The organism is Campylobacter sp. BCW_6465, assembly GCF_001762815.1.
Lineage (GTDB): Bacteria > Campylobacterota > Campylobacteria > Campylobacterales > Campylobacteraceae > Campylobacter_D > Campylobacter_D jejuni.
Window position 1 is genome coordinate 54,065 of record NZ_MJXN01000025.1, and the last position, 18,378, is coordinate 72,442.

General features: G+C 29.5%; 18 protein-coding genes and 1 pseudogene. 12 read left to right on the forward strand and 7 right to left on the reverse strand.

Annotation, left to right across the window (positions count from 1 at the left end; genetic code table 11):
• Positions 1-11: 11 nt before the first annotated feature.
• On the reverse strand, positions 12-284 hold the full coding sequence (rpsO, locus tag AJ886_RS02220; protein ID WP_002852579.1) for a 30S ribosomal protein S15: 273 nt from the start codon (positions 282-284) through the stop codon (positions 12-14).
• 174 nt (positions 285-458) lie between these two features.
• Between rpsO and AJ886_RS02225 the strand changes: the two genes are divergently transcribed.
• From AJ886_RS02225 to AJ886_RS02245, 5 genes are read left to right on the forward strand one after another with little or no spacing between them, the layout of a single operon-like run.
• Positions 459-869, forward strand: coding sequence for an Rrf2 family transcriptional regulator (locus AJ886_RS02225; protein WP_044780498.1), 411 nt, complete (start codon positions 459-461; stop codon positions 867-869).
• Complete coding sequence (flhA, locus tag AJ886_RS02230; RefSeq protein WP_002890378.1) at positions 856-3,030, forward strand: flagellar biosynthesis protein FlhA; 2,175 nt, start codon at positions 856-858, stop codon at positions 3,028-3,030. The genes AJ886_RS02225 and flhA overlap by 14 nt, the downstream gene beginning before the upstream one ends.
• Positions 3,031-3,038: 8 nt before the next feature.
• Positions 3,039-4,085: a DHH family phosphoesterase gene (locus AJ886_RS02235; protein WP_002861508.1), complete on the forward strand. Its 1,047-nt coding sequence runs from the start codon at positions 3,039-3,041 to the stop codon at positions 4,083-4,085.
• Positions 4,069-4,311, forward strand: a complete 243-nt coding sequence (locus tag AJ886_RS02240; RefSeq protein WP_002852415.1) for a hypothetical protein — start codon at positions 4,069-4,071, stop codon at positions 4,309-4,311. The genes AJ886_RS02235 and AJ886_RS02240 overlap by 17 nt, the downstream gene beginning before the upstream one ends.
• Positions 4,308-4,940, forward strand: coding sequence for a hypothetical protein (locus AJ886_RS02245; RefSeq protein ID WP_002861507.1), 633 nt, complete (start codon positions 4,308-4,310; stop codon positions 4,938-4,940). The genes AJ886_RS02240 and AJ886_RS02245 overlap by 4 nt, the downstream gene beginning before the upstream one ends.
• On the opposite strand, the gene AJ886_RS10430 is transcribed toward AJ886_RS02245, so the two are convergent.
• Positions 4,928-5,068, reverse strand: coding sequence for a hypothetical protein (locus tag AJ886_RS10430; RefSeq protein WP_053872213.1), 141 nt, complete (start codon positions 5,066-5,068; stop codon positions 4,928-4,930). The genes AJ886_RS02245 and AJ886_RS10430 overlap by 13 nt on opposite strands.
• A 202-nt stretch (positions 5,069-5,270) precedes the next feature.
• Here AJ886_RS10430 and AJ886_RS02255 point away from each other — a divergent pair, with 202 nt between their 5' ends.
• Positions 5,271-6,257 carry a c-type cytochrome gene (locus AJ886_RS02255; RefSeq protein ID WP_070287067.1) on the forward strand — a complete coding sequence of 329 codons (987 nt, stop codon included), beginning with the start codon at positions 5,271-5,273 and terminating at the stop codon, positions 6,255-6,257.
• Between the two features lie 34 nt (positions 6,258-6,291).
• On the opposite strand, the gene AJ886_RS02260 is transcribed toward AJ886_RS02255, so the two are convergent.
• The 4 genes and pseudogenes from AJ886_RS02260 to AJ886_RS02275 form a co-directional block, all read right to left on the reverse strand.
• Entirely contained in the window at positions 6,292-6,933 is a 642-nt protein-coding gene (locus AJ886_RS02260) for a thiol:disulfide interchange protein DsbA/DsbL (RefSeq protein WP_044779244.1), read from the reverse strand.
• Positions 6,934-7,020: 87 nt separating this feature from the next.
• Positions 7,021-8,884, reverse strand: a pseudogene (locus AJ886_RS02265) (aryl-sulfate sulfotransferase).
• A gap of 99 nt (positions 8,885-8,983) precedes the next feature.
• A complete protein-coding gene (gene dsbI, locus AJ886_RS02270) occupies positions 8,984-9,781 on the reverse strand; it encodes a protein-disulfide oxidoreductase DsbI (protein ID WP_070287068.1) in 798 nt (265 codons plus the stop codon).
• Complete coding sequence (locus tag AJ886_RS02275) at positions 9,778-10,440, reverse strand: thiol:disulfide interchange protein DsbA/DsbL (RefSeq protein ID WP_052780819.1); 663 nt, start codon at positions 10,438-10,440, stop codon at positions 9,778-9,780. Before AJ886_RS02275 ends, dsbI begins: the two co-directional genes overlap by 4 nt.
• A 625-nt stretch (positions 10,441-11,065) precedes the next feature.
• Between AJ886_RS02275 and AJ886_RS02280 the strand changes: the two genes are divergently transcribed.
• From AJ886_RS02280 to AJ886_RS02305, 6 genes are all read left to right on the forward strand, one after another.
• The gene (locus AJ886_RS02280) at positions 11,066-12,130 is read left to right on the forward strand and encodes a tyrosine-type recombinase/integrase (protein ID WP_002861500.1); all 1,065 of its coding nucleotides are present in this window, start codon (positions 11,066-11,068) and stop codon (positions 12,128-12,130) included.
• Positions 12,120-13,904 carry a bifunctional chorismate-binding protein/class IV aminotransferase gene (locus AJ886_RS02285; protein ID WP_044794263.1) on the forward strand — a complete coding sequence of 595 codons (1,785 nt, stop codon included), beginning with the start codon at positions 12,120-12,122 and terminating at the stop codon, positions 13,902-13,904. Before AJ886_RS02280 ends, AJ886_RS02285 begins: the two co-directional genes overlap by 11 nt.
• Positions 13,901-14,467 carry an anthranilate synthase component II gene (locus AJ886_RS02290; protein ID WP_070233344.1) on the forward strand — a complete coding sequence of 189 codons (567 nt, stop codon included), beginning with the start codon at positions 13,901-13,903 and terminating at the stop codon, positions 14,465-14,467. The genes AJ886_RS02285 and AJ886_RS02290 overlap by 4 nt, the downstream gene beginning before the upstream one ends.
• A 126-nt stretch (positions 14,468-14,593) precedes the next feature.
• Positions 14,594-15,022 (forward strand): flagellum-secreted nonflagellar protein FspA2, encoded by a 429-nt coding sequence (gene fspA2 / locus AJ886_RS02295; protein ID WP_070233343.1) that lies wholly within the window; start codon positions 14,594-14,596, stop codon positions 15,020-15,022.
• A 65-nt stretch (positions 15,023-15,087) separates the two neighbouring features.
• Positions 15,088-16,344, forward strand: coding sequence for a UDP-N-acetylglucosamine 1-carboxyvinyltransferase (gene murA, locus AJ886_RS02300; protein ID WP_070233342.1), 1,257 nt, complete (start codon positions 15,088-15,090; stop codon positions 16,342-16,344).
• On the forward strand, positions 16,341-17,501 hold the full coding sequence (locus AJ886_RS02305; protein WP_070233341.1) for a molybdopterin molybdotransferase MoeA: 1,161 nt from the start codon (positions 16,341-16,343) through the stop codon (positions 17,499-17,501). Before murA ends, AJ886_RS02305 begins: the two co-directional genes overlap by 4 nt.
• 21 nt (positions 17,502-17,522) lie before the next feature.
• On the opposite strand, the gene lepB is transcribed toward AJ886_RS02305, so the two are convergent.
• Complete coding sequence (gene lepB / locus AJ886_RS02310) at positions 17,523-18,371, reverse strand: signal peptidase I (protein WP_070233340.1); 849 nt, start codon at positions 18,369-18,371, stop codon at positions 17,523-17,525.
• Positions 18,372-18,378 lie beyond the last annotated feature (7 nt).

An 18,378-nucleotide genomic window follows, 5' to 3' on the forward strand; every position in this document is an offset into this window, starting at 1 on the left:
GGGCTTAAAAATTATTTATCTCTAAGATTTAATTCAGTAATTAACTTACTATAAGAATTATAATCTTTTCTTTTAAGATAAGATAAAAGTCTTTTTCTTTGACCTACAAGTTTTAGAAGTCCTAGTCTTGATGAAAAGTCTTTTTTGTAGATTTTTAAATGTTCTGTAAGTTCTGCAATTCTTGCAGTTAAAAGAGCTACTTGAACTTCTGTTGAACCAGTATCACCTGGTTTTTTAGCGAATTTCGCAACTATTTCTGCTTTTTTGGCCGAATCCAAAGCCATGATAGACCTCCTGATTGGTAAAATAATAAAATTAAAGAACTGTAATTTTATCTTAAAAAGCAAAAAATAAACTGAATTTATCCTTTTTAGAAGGTTTTGTCAAAATTTAAGTCTTTTTCTAAGAATTATTTATTATAATTACAGCTATTTCTGTAGTTATAATAAGGAGAATTTGTGCTATTTACCAAAGCTAGCGAATACGCTTTACTTTCTTTAATTTATATTTCTCAAAAAGAAGCACCTCAAGATGTAGATTCTTTAGCTTTAGAGCTTGATATTCCCAAAAGTTTTTTAGCTAAAATTTTACAAACTTTAGCTAAAGATGGCTTGTTAAAATCCTTTAAAGGGGCAAAAGGTGGTTTTGCATTAATCAAAGAACCAAATCAATATACTATAAAAGAAATTGTTAATAGTGCTGAAAAAAAGGATATCAGTGTATTTGAATGCAGCGGTGGTACTTGTCCAAATAATAAAGAAAAAAATTGCACCTTAATGCCTATGTTAGTAAATTTACAAAATAAAGTAGATGAATTTTTAGATTCTATTACTTTAGAAGATATTATGAAAAATAATGGCAAAAAATAAAATAGTCGATTTAGTTTTTCCTTTTTTGGGGCCTTTAATTGCTCCTGTTTTAAAAGCTAAAAGCTTAACTATTGTTGGTTTTTTAGTTTGCATTTTAGCTATTATTATAGTTCCTTTACCAAGTCCTATTTTGGACTTTTTCTTAGCTTTAAGTATAGCTTTATCGGTATTAATTATTTTAATTTCTATTTATATACCTAAACCGACAGATTTAACAACTTTTCCAACTTTAATCTTGATTATTACTTTATTTAGACTTTCTTTAAATATAGCTACTACAAGGATGATTTTAAGCGAAGGGCAAAACGGCCCTGAAGCTGTGAGTGAGATTATAGCAGCATTTGGAGAATTTGTTGTTGGTGGAAATATGGTCATTGGTGTGATTGTATTTTGTATCTTAGTATTGATTAATTTCATGGTTGTAACAAAAGGTAGTACAAGGGTTTCTGAAGTACAAGCAAGATTTACACTTGATGCAATGCCGGGTAAACAAATGGCTATTGACGCGGATTTAAATGCAGGACTTATCGATGAACAAACCGCTAGAGCAAGACGTCAAGAAGTTATTGCTGAAGCAAACTTCTATGGTGCAATGGATGGTTCTTCTAAATTTATCAAAGGAGATGCTGTTGCAGGAATTATCATAACTATTATAAATATCATAGGTGGTTTTTTAATAGGATCTTTTCAGCACGATATGGCTTTAAGCGATGCTGCATCTACTTATACTATTTTAACCATAGGCGATGGACTTGTATCGCAAATTCCAGGGCTTATTACTTCTACTGCAACCGCTATAATTATCACTCGTGCAAGCAAAGATGAGGAAAATTTTGCAGAAGGAACTTTAACTCAACTTTTAAGTGAATATCGCACACTTTTAATAGTAGGTTTTGTACTTTTTATCTTTGCGTTAGTACCTGGTTTGCCAACTTTATCCTTGGGCTTTATGGCTTTAGTTTTTTTAAGTCTTGGCTATCTTACCAAGCAGGTTAAGGAAGGTAAAATTGATATAACCACAGTTAAAAAAAGCAAACCAAGTGCCGCAGCTGCATCTCAAAGTGGAGCAGGTGGGACAACGGCAGCACCTGCTAAGAAAAGCGAAGAGGAAATTCTCAAAGAAGAAGAGTACAAGATTAACGACATACTCAAAGTTGAAATTTTAGAACTTGAACTTGGATACGGACTTATTAAGCTTGCTGAAAACGAACTTACAGAAAGAATTCGCTCAATGAGAAGAAGTATTGCTGAAAGTTTAGGATTTTTAATGCCAAAAATAAGAATAAGAGATAATTTAAGACTTAAACCAAATGAGTATAGTTTTAAACTCAAGGGCGTGTCTATAGCAAGTGCTGAAATTTATCCGGATAAATATTTAGCCATGGATAGTGGTTTTATCACAGAAGAGATAGAAGGGATTGCTACAAAAGAACCTGCTTTTAACTCTGATGCACTTTGGATTGATGCGAATTTAAAAGATGAAGCAACATTAAATGGCTATATAGTAATAGATCCTGCAAGTGTTATTTCAACACATATGAGCGAACTTATCAAAGCACACGCAAGCGAACTTCTTACACGCCAAGAGGTGCAAAATCTTCTTGATAAGGTTAAAAATGATTATCCAATCATTGTAGAAGGTGCTTTAGGTGTTGCACCTGTAAGTCTTATTCAAAAAATTCTCAAAGACTTGCTTAAGCATCACATACCAATTAAAGATATGCTTACTATTTTAGAATCTGTAAGCGATATAGCAGAAGTAAGCAAGAGTTTTGATATGATTATTGAACATGTAAGGGCGTCTTTAGCTAGGATGATTACAAATATGTATTTAGATGATAAAGGAAATTTGGATATTTTTATCTTAGACTCTGCTAGCTCTGCAGTTTTAATGGAAAATGTACAATTTAGAGATGGAAGTTATCACTTGCCTTTAAGTGTAGCTCAAACAGGCACTTTAGTAGATACTCTAAGGGCTGAAGTTGCCGCGGTAGCAAATGGTCGTATCAAGCCTTTTATACTTTGCGTTGAACCGCAACTTAGAAAATTCATTGCTGATATTTGTTATAATTTTAGCATTAATATAGTAGTGTTAAGTTTTGCAGAAATTGCAGAAAATACAAATTTTAATACCGAGGGTATTATTAGGATAGAACTTTAAGGAATATAATGAAAATTTATCATCTTTCGCACACAGATCTTGATGGTTATGCTTGTCAATTTGTAGTAAATTTTTATTTTAAAAATGTGAAATTTTATAATTCTAATTATGGTAAAGAAATTAATGAAAATTTTAACTCTATTATAGGCGATATAGAAAAAGATGAAAATTTCGGAAAAGCTATTATTCTAATAACAGATTTAAATTTAAATTTAAATCAATGCGAAGAATTTGAAAAAATTTGTAAAGAGAAAAATATTAAAATTTTTCTTCTTGATCATCATCAGAGTGGTGAAGAATGCGCTCAAAAATATTCTTGGTATTTACTTGATTCTAAAAGATGTGCAACTAAAATCGTTTATGATTTTTTCTCTAAAATCTGCACCCCAGTTTTAAAACTTTCAAAATTTGTTGATGTAGTTAATGCTGTTGATATTTGGCTAAGCGAGGATGAAAATTTTGAACTTGGAAAGGTTTTTTTAGGCTTGATTGCCAATGCAAAAGAAATAAATCGCGTAATGTTTAAAGAATCGCAAATTGATTATATGTTTTTCTTGCTTGATAAGGCTTGGAAATTTATAGGAAAAGAAAATGCGAATATTTTACTCGATAATGCTACTCATTTTATAAAAAAGGATTATTTTGCCAGAAAAAATGATGATACTCTTTCTAATTTAATTTCTTATTTTGTAGTTGAAAAACTAAGTGAGCTAAAAGAAAATTTCAGTATAGAATATGAAGGCCATAAAGGCATCTTAACTTCAAATATAGGCAATACTTCTGTTATTGGAAATGATTTTTTAGTAAAAAATCCTGATTATGACTTTTTTATTGATGTTAGTTCTAGAAAAACCTTAAGTTTTCGTGCAAATGGAAAAATAGATGTAAGTTTAATGGCTAAAAATTTAGTAGGTGGTGGTGGACATAAAAATGCTAGCGGTGGACTTTTTGCGACATTTAAAGATGGAGCAAATTATAATCATATTAAGGCTCAAATTATTGATTTAATTAAAAGCAAAGAACTTAAAAAGGAAAACAATGAATCAAAACAATAATAAAACCTTAAAAAATGAACTAGAAGATTTACAATATGAGCTTAGCATAGTTTTAGAAGCTATGCTTTTATACGCTGGAGTTAAAAGAGAAAAATTAGAAAATGCAATAGAAGCTTATATCGATAATATAGATAATGTGCTCGAAAATTCGAACAAAGAAGGGGTTGATGAAATTTTAGAAGTCGTGGAATTTCTAAAAAATAAATACAAAGATTTTTTTCAATGAAAAAGTGTATTTTATTTTTTTTTAGTTTATATTCTTTAAGTTTTGCTAATATTTACGAAAAATTAAATGATTTTGCTTATGAAAAAAAACCGAACAAAGATTTTAAGATTCAAGAAGTTAAATTAGTACAATTTTCACAAGAAAATAAAGATTGCCTTGAGCTTTTAATAGAAGCTGGTCAAGTTAGAATTTTAAATAGCTATAACTCTTGTCAAAAATTATCTAAAGATAAAAGTTTTCAAAAATTTCTTAATGAAGATTTTTTAAAACTTTATAAAAATAATGGATACTTGATTAATGAAAATTTACAAAATTTGAAAAATACCATGCAGGATATTATGATATATTATAAACTCCGATATTCTTTTAGTAAAGATGTAAAAGATATGAGTAAAGATAAGAATTTGGATGTTTTAAATATAGATGAAAAAGATGGCGGTACTTTGCTTTATAAAATCAACAATCAAGCTTGCGTTGGAATAGAACTTACAAGACATGACTCAAGAATGGCTATGAAAATATACGGAATAGAAAATTTGGATAAAGAGTGCAAACTATTTATCCAATCGCCTTCTTTTAAAGATCTTTCTTACACAAAAAAAGATTTTAAGTGGTATTATTTAGAATAAATAAATGCTTTAATTTTTAAATAAAAATTTTTAAAAATCACACTTAAAGTAAAAGTATCTTGCCTTCCAAGATTTTGAAAAACGCAGTTATCTAAGTCTTTTTTTTCTTGAATGCTTAAATTTTTCATTAAACCAACCTTTAAAAATATTGCAAGCTTCAATTTTATCAAAAAAAACTTTATTTTTATTTTAAAGTTTTAATTATAAGGCAAATAAATATTGTTTTAAGAATTTGAAGTTTTTTATTGAAATATTATTAACTTTTATTGACTTTTTTGAAGCAAAGTTATATACTGAATTCGAATTAGACAAATTTAAGGAGGAAAAACGATGAATAAATTTTCTATAGTTTTAACTTTGTTGTTATGTGGAAGTTGTGCTTTAGCCTTAGATCCAAATTTGGAAAAAACTAAGAGTGCAACAGGTATTGATCTACCTACTGCCAAATGGAATTTACCTAAGGCTTTAAATGAAGATGGTACTATAGATGAAACTAAAATGCCAAAAAATTCAGAATATAGCAAAATGGTTATTTTGGGAAATAAAATTCTTAATGAAACAAGTAAATATGTAGGTCCACAGGCCAAAGATCCTAAAAAAAGATTTGCGGGAAATAATCTTTCTTGTTCAAGTTGCCATGCTAATGGTGGAAGTGTACAAAATCAATCAGGTTTTGTAGGAATTTGGGCAAGATTTCCACAATATAATGCCAGAGGAGATAAAGTAATTACCTTAGCAGATAGGATCAATGGCTGTTTTGAACGCTCTATGAATGGCAAAAGAATGCCTAGTGATGCGCCTGAAATGAAAGCCATGCTAACTTATATGCAATGGTTATCTCAAGGAGTTCCAGTAGGAGCTAAGATAGAAGGGCAGGGGCTTAAGAAGATAGATTTCATCTCGAGAGCAGCTGATCTTAAAAAAGGTAAGGCAATTTATATGGATAAATGTGCCGTTTGTCATCAAGAAAATGGATTAGGGCTTAAAAATGAGGATAGTGCAGGGGCGTATTATCTTTATCCACCACTTTGGGGCAATGATAGTTATAATACAGGAGCTGGAATGTATCGTCTTATCAAAGCTGCTTCTTATATTAAAGAAAATATGCCTCAAGGTGCGCCTGACTTAAGTCTTGAAGATGCTTATGATGTAGCAGCTTACATGAATTCACAAGCTCGCCCTATTAAAGCAAATAGAGATAAAGACTTTCCAGATAGAAAGGTTAAACCTTTAGATATGGATGTAGGACCTTATGATGATAGCTTTTCTACAACCCAACATCGCTATGGACCTTATACAAATATGATCAAAAAATAATTTTAAGGCAATTTTTATTGCCTTAAAAAATTTATTATTTCATATTGCTTAATTTTTTAACTAGATCTTCTAAATCTTGCATCGAATTGATTGCACTTGGGTTAATTTGATATTTTCCATTAACAACAAAAGCAGGGGTGCCATAGGTTTTAGCTATATCATTAGCTCTTTGAAACTCGCTTAAAATTTCTTTAGCTTTTGGGGTATTTAAAAAATTTAATACTTCATTTTTATTTACATTCATAGCCTTTAAACCTATGTCGTAAAATTCATCTAAATTCGAAAAATTTCTTTGCTTGTTTAAAAAATAAGAAACAAAATAAACATCAGCAAGTTTATGAGATAAACTATCAGAATAACTCGCGTCTTTACCATTTTGCTCATCTTTGTATTGAGCAAAGGCAAAAAGATCATTCATTTCTTTGGAAAAATCTCCATTCATTAAACTTACAGGATAGAGTTTAAAATGCAAATTTGGAAAAGCTTCTCTTAGTTTTTCAAGGGTTCCAAATTTATGATGATTATAACAATGTATACATTTATAAGAAAATGCTTCTATTACACTATTTTCGGAGTTGGGTAAATTTGGATTAAGAGTAATAAAACTATTATTTGCTAACGCAAAACTTGAGCAAAATACAAGCGCTAAAACAAATTTGCAAAAAAAATTACGCATACTATATCCTTGATTAAATAAAATTTTCAGAGATAATTTTATTTAAAAAAAATAAATAAGCCCAAATTTATTTTTGGGCTTATTGTTTTATTTTTTAGGATTGAATGCTTGATCAACGCTAAAAGGCATTGCTTGATAACCCGTGCCTGAACCGCTAAATTGAATTTGAACCGAAGGCTCCTTAGCACCCCAGTTAAATTCATCAATTTCAGGTTTTGGCTCTCCAAGACTTACACCTTTGCTAAGATCAAAAGCCATTCCAGCTGTTGCGCTATAAACCATAATAGAATCTTTATCTGGTTCATATTGAGTTAGAGAAGTTACAGGAGAAAACCATTCATTTCCACGATTTTTACCATATTCCCAAATTTGTTCCACAGTTTTATTTTGCTGATCGATTTTATAAATTACAGCACGAGAATATTTTTGACTTGCAAACGCAGGTTGTTCAGCTCCTCTTGCATCACCATTATCAAAAACACTTATATAAATATAACGCTTGTTTGATTTACTATCAATTCTCCAGCCTGTATGTTGCGTCCAAGTGAAATCAAATCCACCATTGTCATTTTCATAACCTGGGCATTTGCTATAATCATCATCACAAACAATTTTTTTGCCATTTTTATCTACAGGTTGCAATAAATATTTTTGAAATTCTTTATTCCACCCTTTATGTGCCCCTAAAATCCATTTTATTTTTTTTATCACGACCAATTTTAACAACAGCACTTTGATGGCGACTAGAAATAATAATACTATCATCACTTGGATCATAATCAACGCTATTTACATGAGCCCAATTCCTACCTATACCTGTACCTGCTATATCTCCAAATTTGTCGCTTTCATCCATTTTGGCAAGTTCTTCATCGCTTAAAGTTTTACCCGCTTTGCTTGCATCTATATTTAAACACACTGCACCTTGATCTAAAGCTTTGATAATAGTACTTCTATAAGGATCTAAAATCTCATACAATCTCCAATCATCAACAACATTACCATTCTCATCTACTTCTATAATAGTATCACGCACTGTGCGTACATGCTTACCATCTGGACGCAAAGTATTTGCTGAAGCTACTCTTAATAAATAATGCCCATTTTGCATATTGTCCATAGCATGAGAAAAATCTATATAGGTAGCAGGTAATTTGCGATTGAAAATTTCTCTTCCTAAGATATCGTATTTTACATATCTTTGACCAAATCCCCAAGTTAAAGCTCCATCTTTGTTTTGATGAAAACCCATCATAATTCCACGATTGTAAATATTATCCCAGTTCATTAGTTTATCGTTATCAAAATACCATCTGATTTCACCCTTAGTATCTATGATAAAGACATTTGAATTTTCATCCCATTCCATAGCACCACCTACAGGATTATTCCATACAGATTGTGAGCCTTTGCCAGATTGTTTTCCAGGAGCATTATTTACTAAATATAGCCTATCTGAAAATTTTGGATCCATTTTTAATACTTTCACATTTTCAAAAGGAGTTCCTCTTTGATCAGTACTTCCACTTGGTTCTATGCTAACCCCTGGAGTTGTAATTTTATAAATCTCATCAATGACTTTTTGACTTTTACCATTTGCAGTTTTAGTATAACTTACCTTTACTGTATTTAAATAAGAAGGATAAAGTCCAAAAATAGGAATTCCACCATAAGTCTTAGCCATTTTAGAATTCACATTATAAGAAATAGTTTGACCATTTGGTTTAGGAACAATGGTTACTTTTATATCACTTAAGACATAACCATTATCCATAATAATAGCGGTCAAAGGAGACAATCCATAAGGATTCATTTTAATCGCACCTATTTGTCCTTGAATTTGCCAATCTATTTTCGCTCCACTAGGACCACCCATGGCCATTAAAGCATTAGGTGCAAGTAGGGTAGAACCCGCCAAAAGTGCCATACAAAGAGTTTTGCTAAGTCTCATGATCAATCCTTTAAAATTATTTAAGCCATCCTAAGATAGCTTAATAAAATTTTAATAATACACAACAAAAATAATTTGTTGCGTATTTTAAGAGTATCTTTAAATGATTTGATTTAAATGATTTAAACTAGCTATATTTTGATTTGGATTTTTTGGTTCGCCTATAAATTTAAGCATCAAAACCAAAATAACAATCACCAATGCAAAAATTTTAGCATTAGGTTTATTTTTATCTAAAACATAGACTATAAACATTGCAAAAAGCACAATAAAACAACATAAAAATGCTATAAGACAGCAAATTGCCATATTCATAAACTTTAAACTAGGAATCAAATACCAACCATTGCTATAAAGCCCATTTTCAAAATTAGGTGGAGTTCCTATAAAAAATTTTTGAAAAGCATTAAGATGATTATAAGCATTTTCTGGAACTACAGGGGTATCCATCCCACATTCTCCTGTTGGCAAAAACCAACTAGGAGCCCACTCATGCAAAGGTAAATTAAATGGATAAATAGGAATTTCACAACATCCATCTACACCTGCAAAAGGATTTTCAGAATGAACCACTTCATGAATATGATTTAAAGTTATACAATGCTCCAAGCCAAGCCAAATTCCATAAAAAGCTAAGCCATAAGAAAAAATTTTTATAATATTATTTTTAGGGTTGATTAATGCAATCATACCACCTATAGCCATAACAAGCATATCAAATCTTATATACACACATTGTTCGCAAGGTTCCATAAAAAGATATTCTTGAAATAAAAAATGCGCTATACAAGTAAGCCCTATAGTAACTATAATCAAAATTAACCAAGGTTTGCGCGTATCTTGCCATTTGGAAAGTGAAAAATTTCTGCAATTATCTTTCATTTTTATACAACTCATTTTTGCTTGCTAAGTTCTTTAGTAATTTCAATCAAAGCCTCTGGAGAGTTAATTGCACTTGGAACGATTTGATATTTTCCATTAACAACAAAAGCAGGGGTGCCATAATTTTGCGAAATAGGATTGGCAATTTCATAACTTTTTAAAAGCTCTGCAGCCTCTGGAGTTTTTAAGAAATTTTCAAAATCAGCTTTACTTACATTCATTGCTTTTAAACCGACACTATAAAAAGCTTCAGGATTTTTACCATTTTCCCATCTTTGTTTTTTCTTAAAATATGCATTAAAATAAGCTTCAGCAACTTTATGAGTTAAGCTATTTTTATCCGTAGGATCAGCTTTATTTACACCATCTTTAAATGCCGCAAAAGCAAAAATTTCATTAGCTTGCTTTCCATAATCTCCCATAGAACTTACAGGATAAAATTTATAAGTTAAATTAGGTAATTTTTCTTTAACTTTACCCATGGTATTAAATTTGTGATGATCATAGCAATGAGTACAGCGATAAGAAAAAATTTCAATCAATGAATTATCAGCGTTAGCAATAGGATTTTTAAGAATTACATATTCTTTACCTTCACTTAATGCACTGGCACTTATACCTGCTAAAAAAGCACATACAACAATAGATCTTGCTAATTTTACTGGAAATTTCATTACCTTCTCCTTGAAATTTGGTTTTGATAAAACTTTTTATTAAGTTTTTATGTAATAACCATTATAAAACTATTAAAATAAAAATATTCTTAAAAATTTTATAACTAAGAATATTTACTTTAACTAAAAATCAAGAATAGGGGATTAAAAAATTTAATGCACAAGTTATCATTTTTATGTATATTTTGATAATAATATAAAATCATTTAATTTTTAAATATTCTTTATAGTTTTCAAGAAAAATAAAATATAATTTTAATTTACAAAATAAAATTATCAATTTTTTACATTATATTTTATGGATAAGTTTATTTCACTCAAAAGGTAAAATCATAAAAGTATGTAAAAATAGTAGCTTAATCTATATCAAAGTAGAATAATCTAGGTGTATATAAAAAAGTTTGAAAATTACAGTTTTCAATACAAAATTATAAATTTTACATATTTTTACCTTTTATCATATCTTTTTATGATTGATATAAGATTTATTTAAAAAAATATTTCAATCTTTTTGGCTTGCATATAAAAACAAACTTTTTCCTAAAAAAGCTTTTTTTTACTAAGTTAATACTAAAATACCTTTTCTAGTTAAAAAGCTAAAATTTTAGATTTAGGAAAAGTTTTTATGAAATACCCTTTAGATTGTGAAGAAAATTTTGAAAAATCATTCTTATTTTGGCTAGCAAAATATGTAAAATTTAAACTCAACTCGCTATCTAACAAAGAATTAAAAAATCCACAAGCTTTAGCAGAAGTTAATTTTGCTCTTGCAAAAGGTGTAAAAAACATTGAAGAACTTGACGCTCTAGCAAAAAAAGCAAGAAATGCTGGTTTAAGTGGAATTAATACTTATTTTAATCCTTTAAAAAAAGTATTTGAATATTTAAATTTTTACAAGCTTTACTCTTTAAAACAGATTGATGAAGAACTCATTGTAGAAGTTTTAGCAAGTATAACAGGTGCTTTATCAGATGCAAGTAAAAAAAATTACCGTATTGCTGTGATTAATTTTTTTGATTTTTTAGACAAGCAAAATGAAGAAGATGAAAAAGCGCATATTTTCAATATCAATCTTAAAAACTGGGCAGGTATAGCGGGTTCTAAAGGGGTAAAATTACCTGAATTTATGAGTGAAGAAGAACTTAAAAAATTTCTTGATGCTATTGAAAATGCAGATTTTAAAAACAATACCATACGCAATAAACTTATTATTAAAATCATCATTTTTACAGGCATACGGGTAAGCGAAGCTATCAATATCAAAATGGGTGATATTAGCGAAGAAAACGATCTTTATATCATAAGAATAAGAGCTAAAGGCAATAAATATCGTGTTGTAATGATAAAAAAAGAACTTATTTACGATTTGCTTAAAAATGTAAGTATTAATTATATGAGCAAAGACGCCCTGCTTTTTGTCAATAAAAAAGGCACTCCACTGACCCAATCTTATGTCAGTCGCATAGTAGAACAGCTTTTATTTCGTGCAGGAATTCGCAAACAAAAAAATGGTGCTCACATGTTGCGTCATACTTTTGCCACCCTACTTTATAAAAAGCAAAAAGATTTAATTTTAGTTCAAGAAGCTTTAGGACATGCGAGTTTAAATACTTCAAGAATTTATACTCATTTTGATAATGATAAATTAAAACTTGCCGCACAGGTTGCAAAGGAATTAAGTGACTCTTGAAAACTATGCTGTTTTTGGTGGATATTTTTACTATGATTTAAAACACACTTTAAAAGCCTTTAACCACAAAGAAAGTAAAAAGTGCTTTAAATTTATAGAAAAATATAAAAATGATTTTTATATTTTAATGCTTGCTGATTATGAGCTATATAGATATTTTCAAGATAAAAATTTCACAAGTAAAAAAGCTTATTTGTCTATATTTGCTTTTAAAAAAAGAAAAAAATTTCAAAAAGAAGATATTGATGAAGAAAAATTTATTCCTGAATTTATAAATTTTTTAGATCAAGATAATTACAAAGAAAATTTCATCAAGGTTAAAGAGGCAATCTCCAAAGGAAGAGTTTATCAAATCAACCTCACTCAAAATTTTAAATTTCATAGCAAAATGGATTCTTTTGAACTTTTTAAACTTTTGCTTTCTAGACAAAATACTGAATTTAAAGCTTTTATAAAAGATGAAACAAGAGAAATTTTGTCCTTCTCACCTGAACTTTTCTTCAAGACCAAAAAAAGAAAAATATTTACAAAACCTATGAAAGGCACAATTAAGCGTGATAAAGATCCTATAAAAGATGAAGAAAATAAAACCTTCTTGCAAAATGATACAAAAAATCTAAGTGAAAATGTTATGATTTGCGATCTTTTACGCAACGATCTTTCAAAAATCATCACAAAAAAAAGCTTAAAAACCAAACTTTTTGAAATTCAAAGTCATCCTACTTTACATCAAATGACTTCAAGCGTACAAGGAAAACTTAAAAAAAATATTTCTTTATATCAAATTTTTAAAGCTCTCTTTCCTTGCGGTTCTATTACAGGTGCTCCAAAGCTTGAAAGTATCAAATTTATTAAAGAATTAGAACAAAGAGAGCGTGGTATTTACTGCGGAACCATAGGTTTAATACACAAAAATAAAAATAAATTTAGCGTAGCCATACGCACCTTAGAAAAACAAGATGAAATTTATACTTATAGCACGGGTAGTGGCTTGGTTTGGGACTCAAATTTCAAAGATGAATTTGAAGAATTAAAACTTAAAAGCGCGATCTTAAATCCTTGTGATTTTCATCTTTTTGAAACCATGTATTTTAAAAATTCTCAAATTTTATTTTTAAAAGAACATTTATTAAGGCTTATAAATTCAGCTCTTAAATTTAATTTTAATACTCACAACATCTTTAAAGATTTTTATAATATTTTAAATCAAAAAAATTCTTATAAAGAATATCAAAATTTTACACTTTTTAAACTCGATGAAAAAATTTTCCATAAAAAACACTCTTTATTTTATAATTTTCCCCTACCCTTTAAAAATCCACACAAAGAAGGAATTTTAAAGCTTATTTTATACAAAGACGGAAGATACGAATTTCAACAAAGTGCCTTAAAACAAAATTCAAACGATATTTTGCTTTTAAGTGATGATAAAATTAACTCAAAAAGTGACAATCTCTATCACAAAAGCTCTTTGCGTACTTTTTATAATCAACACTCATACAAATGGCATCAAAACTTGTGTTATGACATAGCTTTTTTTAACGAAAAAGATGAACTTTGCGAAGGTTCAAGAACCAATCTCATCTTAGAAAAAAACTCTCAATTTTATACTCCACAAATTCAAAGCGGTATGTTAAATGGCGTATATAGAAATTTCTTAATCAATCTTGGTTTGATAAAAGAAAAAGCATTATTTAAACAAGATTTATTTGAAGCAGAAAATATTTATTGTATTAATTCCGTGCGTGGTTTAAAAAAGGTAAAATTACAATGAAGAAAATTTTATTTATAGATAATTATGATTCTTTTAGTTATACCATCATCTATTATCTTAAAGAACTTGGTTTTGAATGTAAAGTGATAAAAAATGATACCTTTAAAAAAGCTAAAGAATTAGAAAAATTTGATTTCACTCATCTTATCATCTCTCCTGGCCCTCATTCTCCCAAGGAATCTAAATTAAGCTTAAAAGCAATCAAATATTTTAAAAAAAATAAAAAAATTTTAGGTATATGTTTAGGACATCAGTGTATAGCTGAAGTTTTTGGCGGCAGGGTTTCTAAAATACAAAATCCCATGCATGGTAAAATTTCTAAACTTTATTTTAAAAAAGATCCTATTTTTAAGGGTATTAAAAAAGAAATTGAAATTTGCTTATATCATTCTTTGTATATTAGTTCTATGCCTAAAAAATGCAAAATTTTAGCTCATAATTCAGAAAATATTATTATGGCAATTAAACATAAAAAATATCCTATTTATGGATTGCAATTTCACCCCGAAGCGGTTTTAACTCAAAAAGGTAAAAAAATACTTAAAAACTTTATGAAGCTTTAGTCTTTTTTGCATTTAAAATATAAATATGAAAATCTAAAATAAAATATCCTTAAAATAATTATCATTAATATAAATTTATAAATAAAAAAACCGATAACAATATAAATTAATTTAAAAAGATTTAAGATGAAAATAGATACTTTGACAAAAAATTTTAGCAATTATCAAACACAAATAAACAAAGACAATGATTTGGTAAGTAATGTTCATAGTGACAATGTGGTTAAAATTCAAATTTCAGATGAAGCAAGAAGTTTAAGTCAAACAAATTCAAAAAATGAAAAAGAATATGAAATCAAAGTAAGTCAAGAAAAAATAGAAAACCACAAAGACCAAAATTCCATCCAAAGTAGCAAAGGTGGCGTAAATCCCGCATTAGAGGCTTTAATAGCAAAATTAGCTGAAATTTTAGCTAAAATTGCAGAACTTACTCAAAAAATGACAAACGCTAACGAACAAATGAAAACGACATTTCAAAAACAAATTGATGTGCTAAAATCTCAAGCAGATGTAATTCAAGCTCAAATTCAAGAACTCCAAAGCCAACAAGCTTGATTATATTTTTTCAAAAGTTTAAGAATGCTATAATGATGCATTTTTAAACTTTTTCAAGGAAAAATATGACTTATCTAGAAATCGAAGGCACAAATCATCTAAGCGGAAATGTTACAATAAGCGGAGCAAAAAATGCCGCCCTACCCTTGATCGTTTCAAGCATACTTGCCAAAAACGAAGTAAAAATCAACAATGTTCCTAATGTTGCTGATATAAAAACTCTTATATCTTTACTAGAAAATTTAGGAGCTAAGGTCAATTTTGAAAACAATAGTGCTTTATTAAACACAATCACTCTTAATCAAACTATAGCCAAATATGACATTGTGCGTAAAATGCGTGCTTCCATACTTACTCTAGGGCCTTTACTTGCTCGTTTTGGACATTGTGAAGTATCTTTACCTGGAGGATGCGCTATAGGACAAAGACCTATTGATTTACATCTTTTAGCCTTGGAAAAAATGGGGGCAAATATACAAATCAAACAAGGTTATGTCGTAGCTAGTGGAAATTTAAAAGGCAATGAAATTCTTTTTGATAAAATCACGGTTACAGGTAGCGAAAACATCATCATGGCAGCAGCTTTAGCTAAAGGTAAAACTAAACTCTTAAATGTTGCAAAAGAACCCGAAGTAGTTCAACTTTGCGAAGTTTTAAAAGACGCAGGACTTGAAATCAAAGGCATAGGTGCAGATGAGCTTGAAATTTATGGTAGTGATGGGGAACTTTTAGAATTTAAAGAATTTAGCGTTATACCTGATAGAATTGAAGCAGGAACTTATCTTTGTGCAGGGGCTATTACAAATTCTAAAATTACTTTAGATAAAGTTAACGCCACTCATCTTAGTGCAGTTTTAGCAAAACTTCATCAAATGGGTTTTGAAACTCTGATTGCAGAAGATGGTATCACCCTACTTCCTGCTAAAGAAATTAAACCTGTAGAAATCATGACAAGTGAATATCCAGGCTTTCCAACCGATATGCAAGCGCAGTTTATGGCATTAGCCTTAAAAGCTAATGGAACTAGTATTATCGATGAAAGACTATTTGAAAATCGTTTCATGCATGTAAGTGAACTTTTAAGAATGGGTGCGGATATTAAACTCAATGGTCATATTGCTACTATAGTAGGCGGAAAAGAACTTAACGCTGCTGATGTCATGGCTACAGATTTGCGTGCTTCCTCAGCCCTTATCTTAGCAGCTCTTGCAGCTAAAGGTACAAGCAAAGTCCATAGAATTTACCATCTTGATAGGGGGTATGAAAATTTAGAAGAAAAATTTAAAGGTTTAGGTGTAAAAATCACAAGGCTTGAAGAATGAAAAATATCTTTGAAACCTTAAAAGACTTAGAAAATCAAATTTCATGCTTAGATGAAAGTGAACTTATTAGCCTTGAAAAAGCAAAAGATAGAATTTTAGCTAAAGATTTATATGCTAGAAAAAATCTACCCAGTTTTGACAATGCTGCTCTTGATGGCTATGCTTTTAATTATGCTGATATCAATGAGGCTTTGGAAATTAAAGGAACTATTTTTGCAGGAGATAAAAATTTTTATACAGTTGCTAAAAATGAATGCTATAAAATCATGACAGGGGCTAAAATGCCCAAAAATGCTGATACTATCTTAATGCTAGAAGATGAGTATATAGAAGAAAATAAACTCATCATTAAAAAAGCTCCTAAACAATACAATGCCTATCGTTATAAAGGCGAAGAATTAAAAAAAGGTGAACTTTTACTTCAAAAAGGCACTAAACTTAATGATAAACATATCGCCCTACTTGCTTCTCAAGGGCTTTATAAAATAGAAGTCATAAGAAAAATTCGCATAGGTATTTTTTCAAGTGGAAATGAGCTAAAAGAACCTTGGCAAGAATGTGATGAAGAAAGTATTTATAATGCCAATGCTTTGCCTTTACTAACCATGCTTCAAAATGCTTCTTATTTAGGTATTATCAAAGATAATTTTAAAAGCACTAAAGAGGCTTTAAAAAATACAAATTTTGATCTTTTAATCACTTCAGGAGGTGCAAGCGTTGGCGAGGCTGATTTTATGGAAAAAGCTTTAGATGAATTAGGCTTTACTCCGCTTTTTAAAGGTTTAAAAGCACGCCCTGCAAGGCCTACTAAGCTTTATCAAAAGGGTAAAAATTTCGTATTGATTTTACCAGGAAATCCTATGGCAGCTTATCTTTCTTGTTTTATTTTTACTAAAAAAATCATTGATTTATTAAGTGGAAACCTAGATAATCCTTTAACATTTTACGCCAAAATGGGTATGGATTTAAAGCTTAAAAGTGGAAGAAATAATCTCATCTTAGGAAATTTAGAAAAAGATATTTTTACACCATTTAATGAAAATAAATTTGGATCTGGTATGATACTTCCACTTATTAAAAGTGAGTTTTTACTTATAAGCGAAGAAAATACAAGTGAATTAAAAAAAGGTGATGAAATCACGCTTTTAAAAATATAATGTTTGTGTTTTTCACAAACATTAGCTTAATTTATCCTCATCATCATGATCATGGATATATTGTTCATCATTTTCCAAGGTGTCAACAAAACGCCCTATCCTTTCCCAGCGAACATTTTTATCTTTATCCCAAGAGAAATATACAAACCAAGGTTTACCTACTATCAACTTATAAGGAACAGAACCCCAAAAACGACTATCATAAGAATAATCGCGATTATCACCCATCATGAAATACTCATTTTCAGGTACATCAAAAACATAAGCATTTCCGCCGCTAAAACCTATATGATTTCCAAGTTCTTTAATATAAGTTGGAGACATAGCAAAATCACCTATGCTAAGAAAGCGCAAGATATCACTTTCTATATCTTTTTTTGGATCATAATGAATGCCTTTTTGTTTATAAGGTTCTTTTACATAAATTTGCCCTCCAAGAGTAACAAGATCATTTGGATAATGTTCTTTCATAAAATCATCACCTTCATGCATTCTTACATAAAGTGTTTTATTTGCATAAACTATCCTATCTCCTCCTGTACCTACACAACGCTTTACAAAGTGTTCTTTTTCATTTCTAGGGTTTCTAAAAACAACTATATCTCCTCTTTGTGGCCCTTGTGCTTTTATCAAATGTCCATTTTTATTAAAATCTGGCAAAACAGGAATTTCCAACCAAGGAATATGAGGAGTTGGGATACCATAGCTAAATTTTTTAACAAATAAAAAATCCCCCACTAATAAGGTGTTTTTCATAGAACCAGAAGGAATAACAAAAGCTTGTATAAAGAAAAAAATCACCAAAAGAACAATAACTACAGTTCCAGTCCAAGACTGCGAAAATTTATATAATCTCTTTAAAAATTCCATAGATTTT